General features: G+C 70.7%; 21 protein-coding genes. 12 read left to right on the forward strand and 9 right to left on the reverse strand.

Annotation, left to right across the window (positions count from 1 at the left end):
* Positions 1–77 precede the first annotated feature (77 nt).
* From OG389_RS14430 to clpS, 3 genes are all read right to left on the reverse strand, one after another.
* Positions 78–1505 (reverse strand): amino acid permease, encoded by a 1428-nt coding sequence (locus tag OG389_RS14430; RefSeq protein ID WP_328298884.1) that lies wholly within the window; start codon positions 1503–1505, stop codon positions 78–80.
* Between the two features lie 321 nt (positions 1506–1826).
* The gene (locus OG389_RS14435) at positions 1827–2429 is read right to left on the reverse strand and encodes a DUF2017 domain-containing protein (protein ID WP_328298885.1); all 603 of its coding nucleotides are present in this window, start codon (positions 2427–2429) and stop codon (positions 1827–1829) included.
* Positions 2429–2743, reverse strand: a complete 315-nt coding sequence (gene clpS, locus OG389_RS14440) for an ATP-dependent Clp protease adapter ClpS (RefSeq protein ID WP_328298886.1) — start codon at positions 2741–2743, stop codon at positions 2429–2431. Before clpS ends, OG389_RS14435 begins: the two co-directional genes overlap by 1 nt.
* 81 nt (positions 2744–2824) lie before the next feature.
* Between clpS and OG389_RS14445 the strand changes: the two genes are divergently transcribed.
* The 3 genes from OG389_RS14445 to OG389_RS14455 all read left to right on the forward strand — a co-directional run bounded on the left by OG389_RS14445 (position 2825) and on the right by OG389_RS14455 (position 5445).
* On the forward strand, positions 2825–4153 hold the full coding sequence (locus tag OG389_RS14445) for a nicotinate phosphoribosyltransferase (RefSeq protein WP_328298887.1): 1329 nt from the start codon (positions 2825–2827) through the stop codon (positions 4151–4153).
* 146 nt (positions 4154–4299) lie between these two features.
* Positions 4300–4899, forward strand: a complete 600-nt coding sequence (locus tag OG389_RS14450) for an isochorismatase family protein (RefSeq protein ID WP_328298888.1) — start codon at positions 4300–4302, stop codon at positions 4897–4899.
* A gap of 183 nt (positions 4900–5082) precedes the next feature.
* Positions 5083–5445 (forward strand): hypothetical protein, encoded by a 363-nt coding sequence (locus tag OG389_RS14455; protein WP_328298889.1) that lies wholly within the window; start codon positions 5083–5085, stop codon positions 5443–5445.
* Positions 5446–5521: 76 nt separating this feature from the next.
* On the opposite strand, the gene OG389_RS14460 is transcribed toward OG389_RS14455, so the two are convergent.
* A complete protein-coding gene (locus tag OG389_RS14460) occupies positions 5522–5845 on the reverse strand; it encodes a hypothetical protein (protein ID WP_328298890.1) in 324 nt (107 codons plus the stop codon).
* A gap of 111 nt (positions 5846–5956) precedes the next feature.
* Positions 5957–8368 (reverse strand): immune inhibitor A domain-containing protein, encoded by a 2412-nt coding sequence (locus tag OG389_RS14465; protein ID WP_328298891.1) that lies wholly within the window; start codon positions 8366–8368, stop codon positions 5957–5959.
* 447 nt (positions 8369–8815) lie between these two features.
* Here OG389_RS14465 and OG389_RS14470 point away from each other — a divergent pair, with 447 nt between their 5' ends.
* The gene (locus OG389_RS14470; protein WP_328298892.1) at positions 8816–9124 is read left to right on the forward strand and encodes a hypothetical protein; all 309 of its coding nucleotides are present in this window, start codon (positions 8816–8818) and stop codon (positions 9122–9124) included.
* A gap of 79 nt (positions 9125–9203) precedes the next feature.
* Here OG389_RS14470 and OG389_RS14475 read toward each other — a convergent pair whose 3' ends face one another.
* The gene (locus tag OG389_RS14475) at positions 9204–9968 is read right to left on the reverse strand and encodes an RDD family protein (RefSeq protein WP_328298893.1); all 765 of its coding nucleotides are present in this window, start codon (positions 9966–9968) and stop codon (positions 9204–9206) included.
* Positions 9969–10068: 100 nt separating this feature from the next.
* Positions 10069–11319, reverse strand: a complete 1251-nt coding sequence (locus tag OG389_RS14480; protein WP_328298894.1) for an RDD family protein — start codon at positions 11317–11319, stop codon at positions 10069–10071.
* A gap of 276 nt (positions 11320–11595) precedes the next feature.
* Between OG389_RS14480 and OG389_RS14485 the strand changes: the two genes are divergently transcribed.
* Positions 11596–12075 carry an SsgA family sporulation/cell division regulator gene (locus tag OG389_RS14485; RefSeq protein ID WP_328298895.1) on the forward strand — a complete coding sequence of 160 codons (480 nt, stop codon included), beginning with the start codon at positions 11596–11598 and terminating at the stop codon, positions 12073–12075.
* A 1-nt stretch (position 12076) separates the two neighbouring features.
* Here the strand turns inward: OG389_RS14485 and OG389_RS14490 are convergent, their stop codons facing one another.
* On the reverse strand, positions 12077–13471 hold the full coding sequence (locus tag OG389_RS14490) for an FAD-binding oxidoreductase (RefSeq protein WP_328298896.1): 1395 nt from the start codon (positions 13469–13471) through the stop codon (positions 12077–12079).
* A gap of 96 nt (positions 13472–13567) precedes the next feature.
* On the opposite strand from OG389_RS14490, the gene OG389_RS14495 reads away from it, so the two are divergent.
* A complete protein-coding gene (locus tag OG389_RS14495) occupies positions 13568–15088 on the forward strand; it encodes a hypothetical protein (RefSeq protein ID WP_328298897.1) in 1521 nt (506 codons plus the stop codon).
* 120 nt (positions 15089–15208) lie between these two features.
* On the opposite strand, the gene hppD is transcribed toward OG389_RS14495, so the two are convergent.
* Entirely contained in the window at positions 15209–16360 is a 1152-nt protein-coding gene (gene hppD, locus OG389_RS14500) for a 4-hydroxyphenylpyruvate dioxygenase (protein ID WP_328298898.1), read from the reverse strand.
* A gap of 132 nt (positions 16361–16492) precedes the next feature.
* Between hppD and OG389_RS14505 the strand changes: the two genes are divergently transcribed.
* From OG389_RS14505 to OG389_RS14530, 6 genes are all read left to right on the forward strand, one after another.
* On the forward strand, positions 16493–16963 hold the full coding sequence (locus tag OG389_RS14505; protein WP_328298899.1) for an Lrp/AsnC family transcriptional regulator: 471 nt from the start codon (positions 16493–16495) through the stop codon (positions 16961–16963).
* 20 nt (positions 16964–16983) lie between these two features.
* Positions 16984–17631, forward strand: a complete 648-nt coding sequence (locus OG389_RS14510; RefSeq protein WP_328298900.1) for an ABC transporter permease — start codon at positions 16984–16986, stop codon at positions 17629–17631.
* 61 nt (positions 17632–17692) lie between these two features.
* Positions 17693–18970: a betaine/proline/choline family ABC transporter ATP-binding protein gene (locus OG389_RS14515; RefSeq protein WP_328303775.1), complete on the forward strand. Its 1278-nt coding sequence runs from the start codon at positions 17693–17695 to the stop codon at positions 18968–18970.
* Entirely contained in the window at positions 18967–19824 is an 858-nt protein-coding gene (locus tag OG389_RS14520) for an ABC transporter permease (protein ID WP_328298901.1), read from the forward strand. Before OG389_RS14515 ends, OG389_RS14520 begins: the two co-directional genes overlap by 4 nt.
* Positions 19825–20811 carry a glycine betaine ABC transporter substrate-binding protein gene (locus OG389_RS14525; protein WP_443059272.1) on the forward strand — a complete coding sequence of 329 codons (987 nt, stop codon included), beginning with the start codon at positions 19825–19827 and terminating at the stop codon, positions 20809–20811. It abuts the gene before it with no gap.
* 126 nt (positions 20812–20937) lie between these two features.
* A complete protein-coding gene (locus tag OG389_RS14530; protein ID WP_328298902.1) occupies positions 20938–21558 on the forward strand; it encodes an ArsR/SmtB family transcription factor in 621 nt (206 codons plus the stop codon).
* The last annotated feature ends 41 nt before the right edge of the window (positions 21559–21599 follow it).

Below are 21599 nucleotides of genomic sequence, written 5' to 3' on the forward strand. Positions count from 1 at the left end.
TGCAGACGGGCCCTCCCGTACCGAGGAGTGGTACGGGAGGGCCCGGATGTTGGACACGAGGTCCGGGAGAGCGTCGGCTACGAGGCCTTCGTGAAGGCCGCGCCGCGCGGGTCGCGGCTCTTCATGACCAGGTAGGACACGCCCAGCAGCAGGCCCCACAGCGGCGCGCAGTAGAGCGAGACGCGGGCGTCCTTGTCGATGCCCATCATCACGATGACCATGCCGATGAAGGCGAGGGCGAACCAGCTCGTGTACGGGCCGCCGGGGGCGCGGAACGTCGACCTGGGGAGGTCGCCGCGGTCGGAGGCGGCCCGGTAGCGGATCTGGCAGACCAGGATCATGATCCAGGCCCACATGCCGGAGATGGTGGCGAAGGAGACGACGTAGTCGAAGGCCTTCCCGGGGGCGACGTAGTTGATCCAGACGCCGACCAGCATCAGCGCGGCGGAGAAGGTGGTGCCGGCGAGCGGGGTGCCGCTCCTGGTGAGCTTGGTGAAGACCTTCGGGCCCTGGCCGTTGAGGGCGAGGTCGCGCAGCATGCGGCCGGTGGAGTACATGCCCGAGTTGCAGGAGGACAGCGCGGCCGTGAGGACGACGAAGTTGACGACCGCCGCGCCGAGGCCGAGGCCCATCTTCTCGAAGGCGGCGACGAAGGGGCTGACGCCGGGCTGGAACTCGTGCCACGGGACGACCGAGAGGATCATGATCAGTGCGCCGACGTAGAAGACGGCGATGCGCCACGGCACGGTGTTGATGGCCTTGGGCAGGGTCTTCTCCGGGTCCTTGGACTCGCCGGCGGTGACGCCGACCAGCTCGACCGCGAGGAAGGCGAACATCACGATCTGCAGGGTCATCAGCGTGCCGCCGAGGCCCTTGGGGAAGAAGCCGCCGTCGTTCCACAGGTTCGAGACGGTCGCCGTGTCGGCGGCGTCCGAGAAGCCGATGGTGAGGATGCCCGCGCAGATCAGGATCATGCCGACGATGGCGGTGACCTTGACCATGGAGAACCAGAACTCCAGCTCACCGAAGAGCTTCACGGAGATCAGGTTGGCGCCGTAGAGGACGAAGGTGAAGATCAGCGCGTACGCCCACTGCGGGAAGCTGTCGTGGGTCCAGTACGCCATGTACTGCGCGGCCGCGGTGACTTCGACGATGCCGGTGACCACCCAGAAGAGCCAGTAGGTCCAGCCGGTCACGTAGCCCCAGAACGGGCCGAGGAACTCCCGGGCGTAGTCCGAGAAGGAGCCGGAGACCGGGCGGTACATGAGCAGTTCGCCCAGGGCCCGCATGATGAAGAAGATGACCAGGCCCGCGATGGCGTAGGCCAGGATCAGGCTGGGTCCGGCCTTCGAGATGGCCTTGCCCGCACCCAGGAAGAGGCCGGTGCCGATGGCACCGCCGATCGCGATCATCTGGATCTGCCGGGCACCGAGGGCACGGTGGTAACCCTCGCCGCCGCCCTCGCCCGTGTCGTGCTGCTGCTCGTCGACCTGTACGGAGGTCATGTTCTTGGTGCGCCTTTCTCCACGCCGACCCGCGCCTCGAGCGGCTGCGGATCGGGTCCTCGATCCCCCCGGATACGGATGGAGTTGCACGCCGGCGATCAGCCGGTTCAAGCAGGCCGGGGGGCATGGGTGGCGCCCCGTCGGCGGTCGTGAAGATTTATCACGTGCCTACGGGTGAGCGAGGGCAGAAAGTGTGACGCAGTGCGCAAAAAAATCAGGACAAGGGGTCCGGAAACAAATCAGATCACCACTTGGTGGTGATCTGATCGTTATCCGGATTTGAGCGTCCGCTGAGCGAACCGGGCTGTCGCTTGAGGATCCTCAGAGGGTCTCGATGAGGGTCTCCTGCAGACCACCGAGCCAGAGGTACGCCATCACCATCGGCTTGCGCGGATCGTCGTCCGGCAGCCGGAAGAGCGCGGCGCTCTCGTCGTCCTCGGTGATGTCGAGTCGGGCCGCGATGGTGAGCCGCAGGTCGTTGAGGGCCCCCAGCCAGCGCAGTGGCAGCTCTCCGGTGAGCTCGAGCACCGCAGCCTCGTCGCCGGCCGGGGTGAGCGCGTCGAGACTGTGCACGACGGCCAGCGCGTCCTCCCGCTTACGGGTGCGCAGGTCGTTCTCGGTGAAGCGGCGGAATTCGGCCGAGTGGGCCCGCAGCTCCTCCGTGTCGGCGTCGGGGCCGGTGTCCGGGCCGCCGTAGGCGTCGGGGAAGAGCCGGGCGAGGGCCGGGTCGGACGGAGGCTCGGTCGGGCCGTCGGAGGCCGCGAAGAGCGCGGCGAGCGGGTCGGCGTCGGGCTCGGGCTCGGGGTCGCCGGGGCCGATGAGCTCCAGCAGCTGCACGGCGAGCGAACGCAGGATCGAGATCTCGATCCCGTCCAGCGCGGCGGTGGCGCCGCCCCCGCTCAGGGGCTCGAACACGCCGCCCATCAGTTGCGGTCCTGGGACATGGTCGCCCAGAGCCCGTAACCGTGCATGGCCTGCACGTCCCGTTCCATCTCCTCGCGGCTGCCACTGGAGACGACCGCCCGCCCCTTGTGGTGGACGTCCATCATCAGCTTGTTCGCCTTGTCCTTGGAGTAACCGAAGTACGCCTGGAACACGTACGTCACGTAGCTCATGAGGTTGACCGGGTCGTTGTGCACCAGGGTCACCCAGGGGACGTCGGGTTCCGGGACCACGAAGGTCTCTTCGGCCGATTCGGTGCGTTCGATCTCAACAGGAGCAACACTCACTTGTCCCATGCTGCCACTGACAGGGGCCCGTCGCACAAACGGGCCCCTACATCTCGTCACTTTGACGAGATGTGCGCTAGCATCCGTTGCATGAACCCTGCGGACCTGGGCCTGCCGGTGGACGTGCCGTCGACAGCGCTCTTCACGGACCATTACGAGCTCACGATGCTGCAGGCCGCGCTGGCCAACGGCACCGCCGACCGACGCTCGGTCTTCGAGGTCTTCACCCGGCGGCTGCCCGAGGGGCGGCGCTACGGCGTGGTCGCGGGAACCGGCCGGGTGCTCGACGCGGTGGAGAACTTCCGCTTCGACGGCGCCGTACTGGAGTTCCTGCGCGAGCGGGCCGTGGTCGACACCCGGACCCTCGACTGGCTGGCCTCCTACCGCTTCTCCGGCGACATCTGGGGCTACCCGGAGGGCGAGGTCTACTTTCCCGGCTCGCCGCTCCTGCGCGTCGAGGGCAGCTTCGCCGAGTGCGTGCTGCTGGAGACCGTGATCCTCTCGATCCTCAACCACGACTCCGCGATCGCCGCGGCCGCCTCCCGGATGTCCTCGGCCGCCGGCGGCCGGCCCCTGATCGAGATGGGCGCCCGGCGCACGCACGAACTGGCGGCCGTCGCCTCGGCCCGCGCCGCGTACGTCGGCGGGTTCACCTCCACCTCCGACCTGGCGGCCGGATTCCGGTACGGGATCCCGACGGTCGGTACGAGCGCGCACGCCTTCACCCTGCTGCACGACAGCGAGCGGGACGCCTTCACCGCCCAGGTCGCCTCGCTGGGCGGCGGCACCACGCTGCTGGTGGACACCTACGACGTCGCGGAGGCGGTCCGGACGGCCGTGGAGGTCGCCGGGACCGGTCTGGGCGCCGTCCGGATCGACTCCGGGGACCTGCTCCTGGTCGCGCACCGCGTGCGGCAGCAGCTGGACGAGCTGGGGGCGACCTCGACGAAGATCGTGGTGACCTCGGACCTGGACGAGTACGCGATCGCCTCGCTGGCGGCCGCTCCGGTGGACGCCTACGGGGTCGGCACGCAGCTGGTGACGGGCAGCGGGCACCCGACGTGCTCGATGGTCTACAAGCTGGTGGCGCGGGCGGCCTCCGCCGATCCGAAGGCTCCGCTGGTGTCGGTGGCGAAGAAGTCCTCGGGCGGCAAGACCTCCGTCGGCGGCCGCAAGTGGGCGGCCCGCCGGGTCGACTCCGAGGGGGTCGCGGAGGCCGAGGTGCTCGGTACCGGGCCCGTTCCGGCGGCGCTGGCCGACACGCAGCTCCTCGTCCAGCTGGTCAAGGCCGGTGAGGTCGTGGCCCGCGAGTCCCTGGAGACGGTGCGCGAGCGCCACCGCGAGGCCCTCGCGGGCCTCCCGCTCTCGGCGACGCAGCTCTCGCGCGGCGAGGCCGTGATCCCGACCGAGTACGCGTAGCGGACCCGGCACGGCCGGGCCCCCGGGGCTCAGCCCCGGGCCCCGCGCGCCGCAAAGGCCGGCGGTGCTGGATTTGCCGGGGCGGGGCGGGGAATGAGCCCCGCGGGTCCCAGTCGCACCACACATCAAGCCGAAGGGCACCGGACATGCACCGCGCACTGATCGTCGTCGACGTACAGAACGACTTCTGCGAGGGCGGCAGCCTCGCGGTCACCGGCGGCGCCGACGTCGCCGCCGCCATCACCGAGCTCATCGGGCAGTCCACGGCCGGGTACCGGCACGTCGTCGCCACCCGCGACCACCACGTCGACCCCGGCCCCCACTTCGCCCACCCCCCGGCCCAGCCGGACTACGAGACCTCCTGGCCGGTCCACTGCGTCGCCGGGACCGAGGGCGTGGGTTTCCACCCGAACTTCGCGCCCGCCGTCGCCTCGGGGGCGGTCGCCGCCGTCTTCGACAAGGGGGCGTACGAGGCGGCGTACAGCGGCTTCGAAGGTGCGGACGAGAACGGCCGCGGGCTCGTGGAATGGTTGCGCGACCGGCACGTCACCGAGGTCGACGTGGTCGGCATCGCCACCGACCACTGCGTCAGGGCCACCGCCCTGGACGCGGCCCGCGCGGGGTTCCGTACGCACGTACTGCTGGACCTGACGGCCGGCGTGGCCCCGCACACCACGACCCGGGCGCTGGCCGAGCTCCGGGCGGCCGGGGTGGAGCTGAGCGGGACCCCCGTGGTGGCCGGCTGACCCCGGAGCGATGCTGGAGCATCAGCGGAGCGTCACCGGATCACCAACCGGACAATGTGGGGCCAGATCCCGTCAAAGCCGCGAAGGAGACGCACGGGGAACCGTGCTGCCTGGCAGCGTGCGGAGGGTCGGCCGCCGGCCGGCACCACCTCGGCACCACCTGCCACAGGGAGGCGATCTGTGATGCTCAGCTTCAGCGGACCGGCGGACGACGGCGCCCCGCCGGACCACTCGCTCCGGGGCCGCGGCACGATCAGCTTCTCGGCCTCCGAGGGAGGCTGGCAGCCGACGTTCGTCTGGTCCGGTCAGGGTGAGCCGGCCCGGCCCACCGGACAGCTGGCCCTGCTGGCCGGGGCCGACGTCCTCACCCGGCAGGGCAAGCCGATGCTGGAGTTCCGGATGCGCCGGACCCTGCCACCCGCGTACAGCTTCGGGCACACCCGCGGGGACCGGATCCCGGCGGGCGCCTACGCCGTGCGGTGGTGGACCGTCCGCGAGGAGGACGGCCTACGGGTGGGCGGAAGCTTCGGCTTCGAGCTCGGCTGAGCCCCGCCCCGCTCCCGCCCCCACCCTGCCCGGCCGGCCGGCTCCGGCCCTGCCCCTCCCGCCCCGCCCCTCCCGCTCAGCCCAGTAGCGCCCTGATCGGGTGCCACAGCTCCGCGGCCCGGTCCGGCGCGCAGCGCCACAGCAGGCCGTCGGGGTGGTGCAGGACGGCGGTAATCTCGTCCGGGGTCGGCGGCTGGGCGTTGCCGCGCAGGTAGACAGCTCGCATTCCGAGGTTCCGCAGCCTGGTCAGGGCGCGGGCCCGGTTCACCGCGTGCACCAGCACGCGGACGTTCCCGTCCTCGACGGCGCCGCCCGCGGCGCTGTCGAGGGGCGGTCTGGGCAGCGTGAGCGCGACCACCACGCTGCCGCCTGGCAATCGGACGAAACCTCCACCGGGCATGTCTTCATCTCCCCCGTCAATAAGAAACTCAGCCCACGCATCTAAACGCGATCGGCCGCCGCCCGCTAGAGGGCGACGGCCGATCATGTTTTGACCTGCGGCTTTACCGAATTACTTAACGGAGGGGCCGACCTCGATCGTCATCTGGAGACCGTCGTAGGGCTCCTTCACGATCTTGATCTTGGTGTTGGTGTCAGTGACCTTCACCGAGCCGGTCGGGTTCTCGTCGTAGTAGTACTTGCCCTTGTGGTCGTCGAAGACCAGGTTGGTGGGCTTCGGCTTCAGGAACAGCGCCTCACCGTTCTTGTGCAGGGTGAAGGCATCCGTGGAGTACGCGCTGAAGGTGGCGTCGTACGGCTGGATCTTGTTCCGCAGCAGGGTGCCGTCCGACCACTTCATCGGCTTGGCGTTGGCGTCGATCGGAAGGACGAGACCGGCACCGGGGTGCTGGCTGGTGTTGTTGTCCTTCTGCGAGGTGTCCCACTGCCAGATCAGGAGACCGTCCTGGTAGGGGTAGTGCTCGACCCAGTTCGGCTTCGTGTTGGTGAAGCCGAAGTTGTACGGGCCCACCTTGAGGGTGGAGTCGTACGAGACGTAGCGACGGTTCTCGGCCAGGTAGTACTGGGCGTACTCCTTGGTGAAACCGTTGCCGACGCGGGAGAAGCCCTTGCCGGTCCAGCCGTTGTCGCCGTTCTCGGCACCGTCGGTGAACAGCGTGGAGCCGTTCGCGGTGATCGTGAGGGCATCGGCCGTGAAGCCCTTGCCGCCCGCGCCGCCGTCCGTCTGGTAGCGGAAGCGGAGGTCGACCTTCTTGCCCGCGTAGGCGTCCAGCGAGTAGTTCAGGTTCTTCCAGGCACCCGAGACGCCGGTGAGCGACGGGCTGCCGGAGGCGTCGACCGGGATGGCCGTGCCGTCGGCGGTGCCGGCCAACGCGGTCCAGGTGGCGCCACCGTCCGTGGAGACCTCGGTGTACAGGAAGTCGTACTCCGCCTCGATGTCCCACCAGCCCTTGAGGGACAGGGCCGCGGAGGTCTTGCCGGTCAGGTCGACCGAGCGGGTCAGGGTGTTCTTGAGGTCGTCACCCATGTTGCTCCACCACTGCGAGGAGCCCTCGGCGGGAGCGACGATCTCGGTCTTGACCTGCTTCTTCGGCAGCTCGACGAGGAGCGCCTGCTTGTCCTTGGTGTTGTACTCCGCCACGCCCAGCTTGTGGGTGGACTTCGTCGCGGCCTTGGCCACGTCGTAGTTCAGCCAGCCCAGCTGGAACTTGTCCCAGGCGTTCATGTCGCCCGGGAGGTCGCCTATGGAGTCCTTGCCGTTGCCGAGCCAGGAGCCCGCCGACATCAGGGACCAGAAACCGACCGAGTTCTCGCCGCCACCGGAGGTGTCGTAGAGGTCCGGGAGGCCCAGGTCGTGGCCGTACTCGTGCGCGAAGACGCCGAGGCCGCCGTTCTCGGGCTGCATCGTGTAGTCGCCGACCCAGATGCCGGTGCTGCCGATCTGGGTACCGCCGGCCTTGTTGTTCGCCGGGCCGGTCTTGCCGGCGTCGGTGCCGTAGGCGTACCAGCGGTGGGCCCACAGCGCGTTGGTGCCCTGCACGCCGCCGCCGGCCGACTCGTCCTCGCCCGCGTGGACGATCTGGAAGTGGTCGATGTAGCCGTCGGGCTCGTTGAAGTTGCCGTCGCCGTCGAAGTCGTTGCGGTCCCACTGGTCGTACTGGGACAGCGTCGCCTTGATCTCGGCGTCGGTCTTGCCGGCCTTCTTCTGCGCGTCGGCCCAGGCGGTCACGCCGTCCTTGACCGTGTCCCAGACGTTGGCGCAGTTGGTCTGACCGCAGTAGTTCGAGCCGTAACGGGCCTCGTTGTACGGCAGCTTGACCCAGTCGGCGACCTCTCCGTCGACCGAGTAACGGCCCGACGAGGTCTTCTCGTAGTAGGTCTTCAGCGAGTTCTTGCCCTGGCCGGTACCGAAGTACAGGTCCTGGAAGTACGCGCGGTTGAAGTCCTTGCGCCAGGCCGTGCTGTTGTTCGTCGCACGGTCGGGCTGGGCTATCTGGTTGTGCGCCGGGCCGGCGTTGCCGCCGTACTTGGGCGCGGGCGGCTTGGGGCCGCCCGGGCCGTCCGGGTCGAACATGGTGGTGCTGTCCACCTGGTCGCCGAAGTCGACGAGGATCGTGAAGATCTTGTCGGTCTTCTCGCGGCCGAGCTCGACGTACTTCTTTTCGTCGAGCTTGACGACCTTGGAGGCGCCACGCTGCTCGACGCCCTTCTTGCCGGTGAGCACCTGCTCCAGGGCAGCCTTCTTCGCGGCTTCCTGCTGCTTGGTGAACGGACCGTCGAGGTTGTGCTTGACCTGCTCCTTGGAGGGAGCGGTCGGGTCCTGACGGTCCGCCGTGGTGGGCACGCTCCGGCCCTGGTCTGCCTGGGCCATGGTGAAGGCGGCGCCAGTGGCCGCCGTCGCGGCCAGGGTCACACCAACTGCGGCGGCGCGCAGCGCTCGCCTTCTTGCGGAGTTGCTGGTCACTTGATGTCGTTCCCCTCCCGCGGCCGCGAAGTTGTGCGGAACGTCTCCGGAGGAGTTGGGGGGTTCCGTGCGGCGCGCGTCTCAAGTGACGACATTTGACCGGAGAGTCGCGAGAAAAGACAGACCTTGACTTGTTCCTTACAACTGCACTATGCGGTCACCGAGTTCCGCTATTCGGACGTTCCACGGGCATAGCGGACTAACAGCCCTTCCCGGCACCTCGCGGCGGCCCCTCCCGCTCGGAGCCCAGCATCCCGGAGGCGCTCCACCGGCCCCGCACCGGCCCCGGCATGAGCCCCGTGCGCCCCCTGTGCTCCGCCAGTACGCACCACATGGGTAAGGACGCGCTTACCGACAGTTCCCCTCGGGCATCCACCGTCGTAGAGTCACTTGACGCCAGACCTGGTTGAGCAGACTCCCCCTCCCGCTTCGAGGACGGAAACCGCCATGCCGCGTCCGACTGCCGCACAGCTCGCCTACGGGTCCGCCACCGTCATCGTGTCGACGATCGCCATGCTGCTGCTCTCGCAGACGAGTACGGGACTCGGCGTCGCGGTCATCTCCGCGGCCGCCCTCGCCCTCGGGCTCCTCGTCGCAGTGACCGTCCCGATCCCGCGCCGGCGCGGCCGGCACGCGGCGAACCGCTCGAGGAACGCCTCGCCGGTGCCCGACACCCTGCCGCAGGACGTGACGGCGGCCCCGGTCCCGTCCGCGACCCCCGCCCCGGTTCCGGTCGATCACCCCGTGCACCACTGACCCGCCCCGGACAGCGCGGCGCGGGCGGCCTCCCCCGTGGGGAGACCGCCCGCGCGCCGGACCGTACGGCCGGGTACCTCTAGGTGGCCTGGACCACCACGGTCTTGGCGACCTTGTCGTGCAGACCCTGCTTGTAGGGCTTGTCGACGAGCATCGAGACGACGAGCGCGATCGGCCACAGGCAGAAGCAGCAGATCAGCGTCGGGAGCCAGAGCACGGCCGACCGGCTGAGAGCGGCGTTGGAGTGCGGGACGCTGCCGTCGTTGAGCATCGCGACGCGCAGGCCCATCCACTTCTTGCCGAAGGTCTGGCCGTTCTTCTTGACGAACCACCAGTCGTAGCCGACGTAGGCCACGATCGAGATCAGGGTCATGATCAGGCCGCTACCGCTGTAGGACTTGGTGATGACCTCGGTGACGTCCTCGCCGTTGTTCGTCTCGACCGTGTAGCGGCTGCGGTCACCGACGAGCAACTGGATCACGAACAGCGGGACGGCGACGATCAGCAGGTCGATGACGCGGGCGACGAGGCGCTTGCCGAAGTCGGCGAGCGGAGGCATCCCGGCGAGCGGGTCGGGCATGCCGTAGCCGCCACCACCGCCGTACGGGTCGCCGCCCCCGCCGTACGGGGGCGGAGGGGGCGGGTAACCGCCGCCACCGGGCGGGGGCGGAGGGTAACCACCTCCCCCGCCGCCCGACGGAGGCGGAGGCGGGAATCCCCCTCCCGCACCGGTGGGCGGCGGGCCGTACGGCGAACCACCCGACGGGGGCGTCGGCTCCTGGGGCTTCTTGAGGAACGGGTCGTCCTCGGGCGGCTGGCCCGGCGGCGGCTGGTCGGTGCTCATGGCCCGAGTCGAACCCGGCTCGGCCGGGCCCGCAACGGGGACGCGTCCATTCGGGGGACGCACCTGCGCGGGCGGTCCCGCGCGAGTGCGCCGTGGCCCGCTAGCGGGCCACGTACGTCCGCGCGGAGCGGTCATGGAGGGCCCGGCGGCGCGGGCGGTCCGCGAGGGCCCACAGGGCCCCCGGGAGGCCCAGGAGGGCGTACACGAACCAGCGGCGCAGTGCCGCACCGAAGCCGGGCGGACGCAGCGTGGCGGTGGCCAGGACGCGCACGCCGAGCAGCTTCTTGCCGGGGGTGCGGCCCCAACGGGCCGTGGGCAGGGCTTCGTAGAGCACTCCGAAGAGCAGCACGGCACCGAGTACGAGGCCCAGCAGGCCCGTGATGGTCCCGTCGAGCAACCACACGGTGGTGGTCCGCCCGCTCACCCGGGCGGCGTCCACCTTGTCCTGGATGTGCGCGGTGGCCCCGGGGACGAGGGGCAGCGCGGTCCCCGTCGCGACGGCCGCGTACACGAGGGAGTCCAGCAGCCGGGCGACCGCACGGCGCACGAGCCCGGCGGGACGCACGGCCCGCTCCGCCATCCGCTCGAACACGGCCCGCTCGGTGGCGCGGCGGGGCACGGCCGGCGCGGGGGACGCGGGCGGTACGGGTGCGGGCGGTGCGGGCGCGGGCACCGCGGCGGCCGCGGGAGGCTCCGCGGCCGGCCCGGGACGCGCGGCGGACGGGGCCGGGAAGACGCGTGCCGGGGCCGGAGCCGGGGCCGCACGCTCCACGGGCGCCGCACGCTCCGTACGCTCCACCGGCCGCGCCGCGGAGCCCTGCGAGCCGGGGGCGGCGGGCCACAGCGGTGCGGGATCCGGGGCCGGAGCCGGAGCCGGGGCCGGAGCCGGGGCGGCGGCCGGGGAGCGGGCCGACAGGATGCCGACGCCTTCCGGGGCCGCGGAGCCGGACACCTGGGCGGGGACCGGCGGACGGGCCAGCGAGATCCCCGCCGGACGGACGGCGGCGGCGGGCTCGTTGCCCCAGGAGATGCGGTGGTCGCGCGGCCCGCCGAAGCCGGACTGGTGGAGCGGGTCGGCCTGCCACACGACGGGCTCGGCCCGCGGCCCGGCTACGGACCCGGCCCCGGACTCGGACCCGGCCCCGGACCTGGGTTCCGGTTCGCGCAGCGCCTCGCTCACCCCGGTCTCGTCGAGGAACACCGGACCCGTCTCGTCCGCCGCGACCGCGGGGCGGCTCGTACCGGGCACCCAGTTCAGGCCGTTCCAGAACCTGACGTACCCGGGGATGGACGGATCGGGGTAGTAGCCCTCGCGGGCCGCTTGCTCGCCGTCACCAGGGGAGGCCGTCAATGTCCCCAACTCCGATCGTGGCTTGAGGCTTGTGCAGGGGTGGACCATAGCCAAGAACCGCCCCCCGACAGGTCCGGTAACGGGAGAATCCAAGCGTTCGGGCGAACGCGGTCCCCTGCGCATGTTTCCGGTCAGCCGACAGATTTCGGCCAATCCGCGGATTGCCCCGCGAAGTCGCGTCATAACCGGGCACTTCGGCGCTCTCTCCGGGCGTGGGGCGGATCGCCGGCCCCGCACACCGCCCGAACACGTACTCCGTAGCGAAGTGAGGCCGTCATGCACCAACCCGTCATCGAGCGCGAGCTGGAACTGAAGCTGGTGCTGTCCCCCGAGCGCAGCGTCTCCGTCCCCGCCCGGCTCCTGTACCTCACGGACGACCCGTACGCCGTGCACATCACCTTCCACACCGGATCCAGCGCCCCGGTCAACTGGACCTTCGCCCGCGAGCTGCTGGTCGAGGGGATCTTCCGCCCGTGCGGCCACGGAGACGTGCGGATCTGGCCCACGAAGATCGGCCAGAAGGCCGTCCTGTGCATGGCGCTCAGCTCCCCCGACGGCGACGCCCTGCTGGAGGCCCCGGCCGTGTCCGTGTCCGCCTGGCTGGAGCGCACCCTGCGGATCGTGCCGCCGGGCAGCGAGGCCGAGCTGCTCGGCATGGACGCGGCGCTGGCCGAGCTGCTCACCCCGACGCCGGCCGACGAGCTGTGGATGCGCGACCCGTGGCCTTCGGACGAATCGGCGGACGGGGAGCTGTGAGTCAGAACAGCTTGCCCGGGTTGAGCAGCCCCTCCGGGTCGAAGGCCCGCTTGACGGCGCGCTGCATCTCCAGCCCCACCGGGCCGAGCTCGCGGGCGAGCCACTCCTTCTTCAGGACGCCGACCCCGTGTTCGCCCGTGATGGTCCCGCCCAGTTCGAGCCCGAGCGCCATGATCTCCTCGAAGGAGGCGCGGGCCCGCCGGGTCTCGTCCTCGTCGGCCGGATCGAAGCAGACGATGGGGTGGGTGTTGCCGTCCCCGGCGTGGGCGCAGACCCCGATGAGCAGATCGTGGGTGCGGGCGATGGCGGCGGTTCCGTCCAGCATCTCGGCGAGCCGCGAGCGCGGTACGCAGACGTCGTCGATCATCGTCGCGGGCCGCAGGGCCTCCAGCGCGGGCAGGGCCATCCGCCGCGCCTGGAGCAGCAGTTCGGATTCCGCCGCGTCCTCGGCCGGTACGACGGCGCTCGCCCCGGCGGCGGTGCACAGCGATCCCACGGCGGCCAGGTCGTCCGGCGCCTGCGGGGTGTCGAAGGCGACGAGCAGCAGGGCCTCGGTGGTCTCGGGCAGTCCCATCTTGCCCAGCGCGTTGACGGCGCGGACGGTCGTACGGTCCATCAGCTCGAGCAGCGAGGGGGTCAGACCGGCCTCCATGACGGCGCAGACGGCTTCGCAGGCGGCCGCGGCCGAGGGGAACTCGGCGGCGAGCGCGAGCTGGCGGGGAGGGGCCGGACGCAGTGCGAGGACGGCCCGGACCACCACGCCGAGGCTGCCCTCGGAGCCGACGAACAGGCGGGTGAGGTCGTACCCCGCGACGCCCTTGGCAGTGTGCCGGCCGGTGCGCAGGAGCCTGCCGTCGGCGAGGACCACGTCGAGGCCGAGCACGTACTCGGCGGTGACCCCGTACTTGACGCAGCACAGACCGCCGGCGGCGGTGCCGATGTTCCCGCCGATGGTGCACTGCTCCCAGCTGGAGGGGTCCGGCGGATAGCACAGGCCCCGTTCGGCGACGGCGCGGGACAGGACGGCGTTGACCACGCCGGGTTCCACGACGGCGATCCGGTCGACGGTGTCGATGCTCAGGATCCGGTCCATCTTGACGAGTGACAGCACGACACAGCCGTCGGAGGCGTTGGCCGCGCCCGAGAGGCCCGTACGCGCGCCCTGTGGGACGACGGGGACGCGCAGGGCGTGGGTGGTGCGCAGGACGTGCTGGACCTGTTCGACGGTGCGGGGCAGGACCACGGCGGCCGGGGTGCCGGCGGCGCAGAAGCTCGCCATGTCGGTCGCGTAGGAGGCGGTCACCTGCGGGTCCGTCAGCAGGGCCTCGGGCGGGAGGCCTTCGAGGAGCATCGTGCGCAGCCGGGACGGGAGCGGGGCGGAGAGATCGTCATCCATGAGGCCAGCGTGACAGCCGGGGCCATCGGTGTGAACACGCCCGCGACGCTCTTCGGACACCTCCGCGAACTCTTCATATTGACGCACAGTGACCCCATGGACCCTATGCGTGAGGCCCCCGTCTCTCAGGAAAGGCAGCGGCAGGCTGCCACGCCCGTGACCTTCACCGGCCGCAAGACGCTCGTGGCGGCAGCCGCGATGGTGGTCCTGATCGCGGGGGCCCTGCTGATCCGGCCGGCCCGCGCCGGCGACGACGCGCGCCCGCCGGGGCCGAGCGAGCGGGCCCGCGCCGCGGTCGGGATGGGCGCGCCCGCGGCGGCGGTGGACCTGTCGGCGCTGATCGCGGACCGGGAGCAGTGGGTCGCGGGGCACGCGGACGACGAGGCCTCGTGGGCGGTGCTCGGGTCGGCGTACCTGGAGCAGGCCCGGCGGACGGCCGATCCGGCCTGGTACCCGAAGGCCGAGGGGGCGCTGAAGCGCTCGCTGGAGGTCCGCCCGGCCGAGAAGGGCAACTTCGACGCGATGACGGGCATGGGCACGCTGGCCAACGCCCGCCGGGACTTCGGCACCGGGAAGAAGTGGGGCGAGCTCGTACGGGCGCAGGCGCCGAAGCGGTGGACGGCGTACCCGGTGCTCGTGGACGCGTACACCGGCCTCGGCGACTACAAGGGCGCGCAGGGCGCGATGGAACGCCTGGTGGAGCTGCGGCCGGGGCTGACGGCGTTCGTGAAGGCCTCGCAGGTGTACCGGGACCGGGGCTGGCGCGAGGACGCGGCCATGTCCATGGAGCACGCGGGCGGAGCGGCCAAGGCCCCGGCGGAGAAGGCGTACGTGCTGTTCCGGCTCGGGGAGCTGGCCTGGGAGCGCGGGGACGAGACGGAGGCGCTGCGCCAGTACGAGGCCGCGCTGCGCACCGATCCGGCGCAGGCCGAGGCGCTGGGCGGACGGGCCCGGGTACTGGCGGCGCTGGGCCGGGGCGGGGAGGCGGTACGGGACTACCGGCTGGCGCTGGGCCGGGCGGCGGTCCCGGGGCTGGCCCTGGAGCTGGGCGAGCTGTTGGAGTCGATGGGCCGGGGGGACGAGGCGCGGGCGGTGTACGAGGGCCTGGCCGGGCTGGCCGCCCGGAGCGGGGTGAACGAGGAGCTGGTGCTGGGCCGGTACGAGGCGGACCACGGCGACCCGTCGGCGGCGGTACGGCGCCTCACGGTGGAATGGGGCCGCCACAAGAGCGTTCAGGTGGCGGACGCGCTGGGGTGGGCGCTGCACAGGACGGGCGACGACACCGCGGCACTGGAGTACGCGAAGAAGGCCACGGATCAGGGGCTGCGGCTCGCGGAGTTCTCGTACCACCGGGCGCTGATCGAGCGGGGCCTGGGCGACGAGGGCGGGGCGCGGCGGCACCTGGAGGAGGCGCTGCGGACGAACCCGCGGTTCTCGCCGGTGCGGGGGCCGCTTGCGAAGGACGCGCTGGCCGCGATCGGCAAGCCGGTGGCCGGGGGCCCGGAGAACATGCAGCCGACCACTCCGTGGGTGGCCCCGGAACTCCCCAAGGCGGCGAAGCCGGCCGCGAAAGCGAAGGCGAAGCCGAAGCCGAAGCCGGCCGCGGCGGGGCGGTAGCGGGCGGGAGCGGGCGGGAGCCGCTGCACGGGGCTTCCCGGGCGCCGCCCGGACCTGCGGCCGGGGCTCCGCCCGGGGAGCGGGTCCGGGCGGGCAGCCCGCCCGGTCCCCCGCGACCTCCTAGAGGTTGCCCCGCTTCTCCTGCTCCCGCTCGATCGCCTCGAAGAGCGCCTTGAAGTTGCCCTTGCCGAAGCCCATCGAGCCGTGCCGCTCGATCATCTCGAAGAAGACCGTCGGGCGGTCCTGGACCGGCTTGGTGAAGATCTGCAGCAGGTAGCCGTCCTCGTCGCGGTCGACGAGGATCTTCAGCTCGCGCAGGATCTCGACCGGGACCCGGGTCTCGCCCGCCCACTCGCCGAGGGTGTCGTAGTAGGAGTCCGGGGTGTTCAGGAACTCCACGCCGGCCGCCCGCATCGCGCGGACCGTCGCCACGATGTCGTTGGTCGCGAGGGCGATGTGCTGGACGCCGGCGCCGCCGTAGAACTCCAGGTACTCGTCGATCTGCGACTTCTTCTTCGCGATCGCCGGCTCGTTGATCGGGAACTTCACCTTCAGGGTGCCGTCGGCGACGACCTTCGACATCAGCGCCGAGTACTCGGTCGCGATGTCGTCGCCCACGAACTCCTTCATGTTCGTGAAGCCCATGACCTTGTTGTAGAACGCCACCCACTCGTTCATCCGGCCGAGCTCGACGTTGCCCACGCAGTGGTCGATGGCCTGGAAGGTGCGCTTGGCCGGGGGCTCGACGACCGGGCCGACGGAGACGAAGCCGGGCAGGTAGGGGCCGGAGTAGTCGCCGCGCTCGACCAGGGTGTGCCGGGTCTGGCCGTAGGTGGCGATCGCCGCCAGCCGCACCGTGCCGTGCTCGTCCTTCAGCTCGTACGGCTCGTCCAGGCCGCGCGCACCGTGCTCGACGGCGTACGCGTACGCGGCCGCCACGTCCGGGACCTCGATCGCGAGGTCGACGACACCGTCGCCGTGGTCGGCGACGTGCTCGGCGAGGAAACGGCCGCGGTCGGTGGACGCCTTGATGACCGAGGTGAGGACGAAGCGCGCGGCGCCGTTGGTCAGGACGTAGCTGGCCGTCTCGCGGGTGCCGTTCTCCGGTCCGGAGTAGGCGACCAGCTTCATGCCGAAGGCCGTGGAGTAGTAGTGCGCGGCCTGCTTGGCGTTGCCCACGGCGAAGACCACCGCGTCCATGCCCTTCACGGGGAAGGGGTCTGCCTTGGCGGCGGTGAGCGGGGCGGCGGCGAGCGGCTGGGTCTCAGTCATGACCGCAGAGTCCCGCCGTTCCACAAGCTGCGCAATAGTTTCGATTTTGTCTGTACAGACTGCTCAGTAACAGCCCACCATGGCTGGAATATCTGCACACTATGACTACCGACCGACCACCCCGGAGGTGCCATGGGAATCGACGAGCTCGACGGCCGGCTCATCGTCCTGCTCGCCCGCGAGCCCCGTATCGGGGTTCTGGAGGTCTCGCGCCGGCTCGGCGTGGCACGCGGTACCGCACAGGCCCGGCTGGACCGGCTTCAGTCGAACGGAGTCATCCGGGGATTCGGTCCGCAGGTGGATCCGGCGGCCCTGGGGTACCCGGTGACGGCCTTCGCCACGCTGGAGATCAAACAGGGCCAAGGGGCCGATGTACGGGCGCACTTGGACGGCGTGCCGGAGGTGCTGGAGCTGCACACGACGACCGGGCACGGGGACATGCTGTGCCGGCTCGTGGCCCGCTCCAACGCGGACCTCCAGCGGGTGATCGACCGGGTTGTCGGGTTTGATGGGATCGTTCGGGCTTCGACGGCGATCGTCATGGAGAATCCCGTTCCTTTGCGGATCATTCCCCTGGTCGAACAGGCGGCCGAGGACCACTGACCGGGACGAGGTGAGGTGGCGTGAGCTTCTGGACCTACCTGTCCAACCGCCACCAGCAGCTCCTCACCGACGCCTTCCAGCACGCCAGCGCCGTCTTCCAGTGCATGGTGATCGCGACCGCGCTCGGCATCGCCATCGGCGTCCTCACCTACCGCAGCGGCTGGGCCGGGAACCTCGCCGTCACCTCCACCTCCACGGTGCTGACCATCCCCTCGCTCGCCATGATCGGCCTGCTGATCCCGCTGGTCGGCCTCGGCGTCGCACCGACCGTGATCGCCCTGACCCTGTACGGACTGCTGCCCATCGTCCGCAACTGCATCGTCGGGCTGCGCGGGGTGGATCCGGCCCTGGTCGACGCCGCCAAGGGCATCGGGATGTCTCGCAGCGCCCAGCTCCTGAGGGTGGAGCTGCCGCTCGCCTGGCCGCCGATCCTGACCGGCATCCGGGTCTCCACGCAGATGCTGATGGGCATCGCGGCCATCGCCGCCTACGCCTCCGGGCCGGGTCTCGGCAACGAGATCTTCCGGGGGATCGCCTCGCTCGGCAGCGCCAACGCCATCAACCAGGTCCTTGCGGGGACCCTCGGCGTCGTCATCCTCGCCCTGCTCTTCGACGCCGCGTACGTCCTGCTCGGCCGTCTCACCATCCCCAGGGGAATCCGTGTCTGAGCCGACGTCCGAGCCCGCCGAGAACCGCAGGAGCCCCGAGGACCGGGAGGCCCTGCAGGGCCTGCAGGGCCGCGAGGACCGCGAGGGTCCGTCCCCGGCCACCTCATCGACCTCCGGCGCCACCATCCGGTTGGAGAACCTCACCAAGCGCTACCCGGGCAACCCCAACCCCTCCGTGGACGACGTGTCGATGGAGATCAAGGCCGGCGAGACGGTCGTCTTCGTGGGCCCCTCCGGCTGCGGGAAGTCCACCACCCTCAAGATGATCAACCGGCTGATCGAGCCCACCTCCGGCCGGATCCGCATCGGCGACGAGGACGTCACCGACATGGACCCGGTCAAGCTGCGCCGCAAGATCGGGTACGCGATCCAGTCCTCAGGGCTCTTCCCGCACATGACGGTCGCCGAGAACATCGCCCTGGTCCCGAAGATGACCGGCTGGTCCAAGTCCCGCGTGAAGGACCGGGTGGAGGAGATGCTCGATCTGGTCGGACTGGACCCGCGCGAGTTCCACGGCCGCTACCCGCGCCAGCTCTCCGGCGGCCAGCAGCAGCGCGTCGGCGTGGCCCGGGCGCTCGCCGCCGACCCGCCCGTCCTGCTGATGGACGAACCGTTCGGCGCCGTCGACCCCATCACCCGCGACCACCTCCAGGACGAGCTGATCCGCCTCCAGCACGAGCTGCACAAGACGATCGTCTTCGTCACCCACGACTTCGACGAGGCCATCAAGCTCGGCGACCGGATCGCGGTCCTGCGCGAGCGCTCGCACATCGCGCAGTTCGACACCCCCGAGGCCATCCTCACCAACCCGGCCGACGACTTCGTCTCCGGTTTCGTCGGCGCGGGCGCGGCCCTCAAACGGCTCAACCTGACCCGGGTGCGCGACGTGGAGATCGCCGATTTCCCGACCGTCTCCGTGGACGACCCGCTCCAGCAGATCTTCAACACCCTGCGCGCCGGCCAGGGCAACGAGCTGCTGATGCTGGACCGGCGCGGCCGCCCCTACAAATGGCTGCGCCGCGGCGACCTGATGCGCGCCAAGGGGTCGCTGGCCCGGGCCGGCCAGCTCGTGCACGACACGGTGACCCGGGACGCGACCCTGCACGACGCCCTGGAGGCCGTACTCACGGACAGCGGCGGCCGGGTCGCCGTCACCGGGCGGCGCGGCGAGTACATCGGCGTCGTGGACATGGAGACGCTGATGAACTCCGTGCACGAGATGCTGGAGGCCGACCGGCTGACGGCCGCCGAGCACGCCCACGACCTGGAGGAGCTGCGCCACCACCGCACCGAGCGGGACCTGGAGGGGCTGCGCGACGACGGGTCGGACGGATCATGAGCCCGCGCAACCCCGTCTCCCCCGAGCGCCCGCCGGGCGAGCACGAGGTCAACGGGCACGTCTTCCGGGATCCGGAGCTGACCGAGGCCGCGGAACTCCAGGCCCCGGCCGCCCGGCCCGGGCGCCGGCTCACCTGGACCCAGCTGGTGACCCTGCCGATCGTGCTGGCGCTGGTGCTGCTGGCCACGTACCTGTGGATCACCAACACCACCCTCGACACGATCGCCGAGAACTCCCTCACCGACGGCAACGTCGAGCTCCGGCTGTGGCAGCACATCCAGCTCACCGCCGTCTCCACCTTCTGGGTGCTGATCATCGCGATCCCGCTCGGCATCGCCCTCACCCGGCGCGGCCTGAGCCGCGCGGCCCCGCTGGTCACCGCGATCGCCAACATCGGCCAGGCCACCCCGGCCATCGGACTGCTGGCCCTGCTCGTCATCTGGCTCGGCATCGGCCCCTCGACGGCGATCATCGGCATGGTGGCCTACGCCGTCCTGCCCGTGCTGTCCAACACCGTCGCGGGACTGCGCCAGATCGACCCCCAGCTGGTGGAGGCCTCGCGCGGGATCGGCATGTCCTCCATGGGGACCCTGCTGAAGGTGGAACTGCCGCTGGCCGTCCCGCTGATCCTGGCCGGCGTGCGGACGGCCCTCGTCCTCAACGTCGGCACGGCCACCCTTGCCACCTTCGGCGGCGGCGGGGGCCTGGGAGACCTGATCACCTCCGGGATCCAGACACAGCGGATGCCGGTGCTGGTGCTGGGCTCGGTGCTGACCGTGTCGCTGGCGCTGTTCGTGGACTGGCTGGCCTCACTCGCCGAGACGGTCCTGACGCCGCGCGGACTGGAGGCGTAGATGCGCAGGCTCGGCACACGGACGGCCGCCGCGGCCTGCGCGGCCCTGCTGCCGCTGCTGGCCCTCGCGGGCTGCGGGCTCAAGAGCGGGTCCCCGATGGTGGACGACGTCGTACCGGGCTCGGTCGGCCGGGGGCAGCCACTCAAGGGCGCCTCGCTCACGGTCACCTCGAAGAACTTCAGCGAGAACATCGTGCTCGGCCAGATGATCGGCCTGATCTTCAAGGCGGCCGGCGCCGAGGTGCTGGACCGCACCAACCTGCCCGGCTCGATCAGCGCGCGCGAGGCGATCCGGCAGGGCGACGCCGACGCCATGTACGAGTACACGGGCACGGCGTGGATCACCTATCTGGGCAACGACAAGCCCATCGCCGACCCTTACGAGCAGTGGGAGGCGGTGCGGGACGCGGACGTGAAGAACGGTGTGGCCTGGCTGCCGCCGTCCACGCTCAACAACACCTACACGCTCGCCATCAGCAAGAAGAACAACGCCAAGTACGGGCTGAAGACCATGTCGGACGTGGCGGCGCTGGCGGCGAAGGACCCGTCGGCGGTGACGCTCTGCGTGGAGAACGAGTTCGCCTCGCGCGAGGACGGGCTGCCGGGGATGGAGAAGGCGTACGGGATGAAGATCCCGGCGGGCAACATCATGAAGATGGACGCCGGGATCATCTACACGCAGGTCTCCAAGTCCGATTCCTGCCTGCTCGGCGAGGCCTTCACCACGGACGGCCGGATCAAGGCCATGGACCTGGACACCCTCGCCGACGACCGGCACTTCTTCCCCAACTACAACGCGGCGCCCGAGCTGCACGCGAAGACGCTGGCCAAGTACCCGACCATCGCCGGCCTGCTGGACCCGCTGTCGAAGCGGCTGACGACGGAGACGGCGCAGCGGCTCAACGCGCTGGTGGACGTGGAGGGGCGGGATCCGCACGACGTGGCGAAGGAGTGGCTGGTGGCGGAGGGGTTCATCAAGGAAGGCTGAGATGAACCGGGATGAGCTCAGCTCATCCCGGCTGAACCGGCCGGGCCGGGCCGCCCCGGAGAGTTCCAAAGGAGCCGTTGCAAAGAAACCCTTGCAGAGACTTCTTTGCAACTCTATCGTTGAGGCATGCCCGAGAAGAGCGCCGAGTCCCCCAAGTCCGCCGGGAAGCCGGCCGAGAAGGCCGCCGAGCCCCAGATCCGCAAGCTCGACGCCCACTCCCTGCGCGGCCTGGCCCATCCGCTGCGCATGCGCCTGCTGGGCACCCTGCGCCTGCACGGGCCGGCCACCGCCTCGCAACTCGCGGAGCAGCTCGGGGAATCGAGCGGGGCCACCAGCTACCACCTGCGCCAGCTCGCCGCGTACGGGTTCATCGAGGACGCCCCGGAGCACGGCAAGGGACGCGAGCGCTGGTGGCGGCCCGCCCAGGACGGCACCGCGTTCGACGAGGCACTGATCTACGACGCCGACCCCGCCACACGGGGCGCCGCGGAAGTGTTCCTGTCCGAGATCGTGAAGATCCACGAGCAGGAGCTGTCCTCCTGGCTGGGCGACGCGCACACCTGGTCGGTGGACTGGCGGCGCGGTTCGGAGCTCAGCGACTTCTCGCTGCAGCTGACCGCCGCGCAGAGCCACGAGCTGGTCCTCAAGATGCACGACCTGATCAACAGCTACCGCGATCTGCCGCCCTCGGAAGGCACGGAGACGGTCCGCATCCACACCCACGCCTTCCCGGTCCGCACCAAGTAGCGCCACCGAGCAGCGCCCTCACCACCCCCCTTTGACCGAAG

The organism is Streptomyces sp. NBC_00435, assembly GCF_036014235.1.
Classification (GTDB): Bacteria; Actinomycetota; Actinomycetes; order Streptomycetales; family Streptomycetaceae; genus Streptomyces.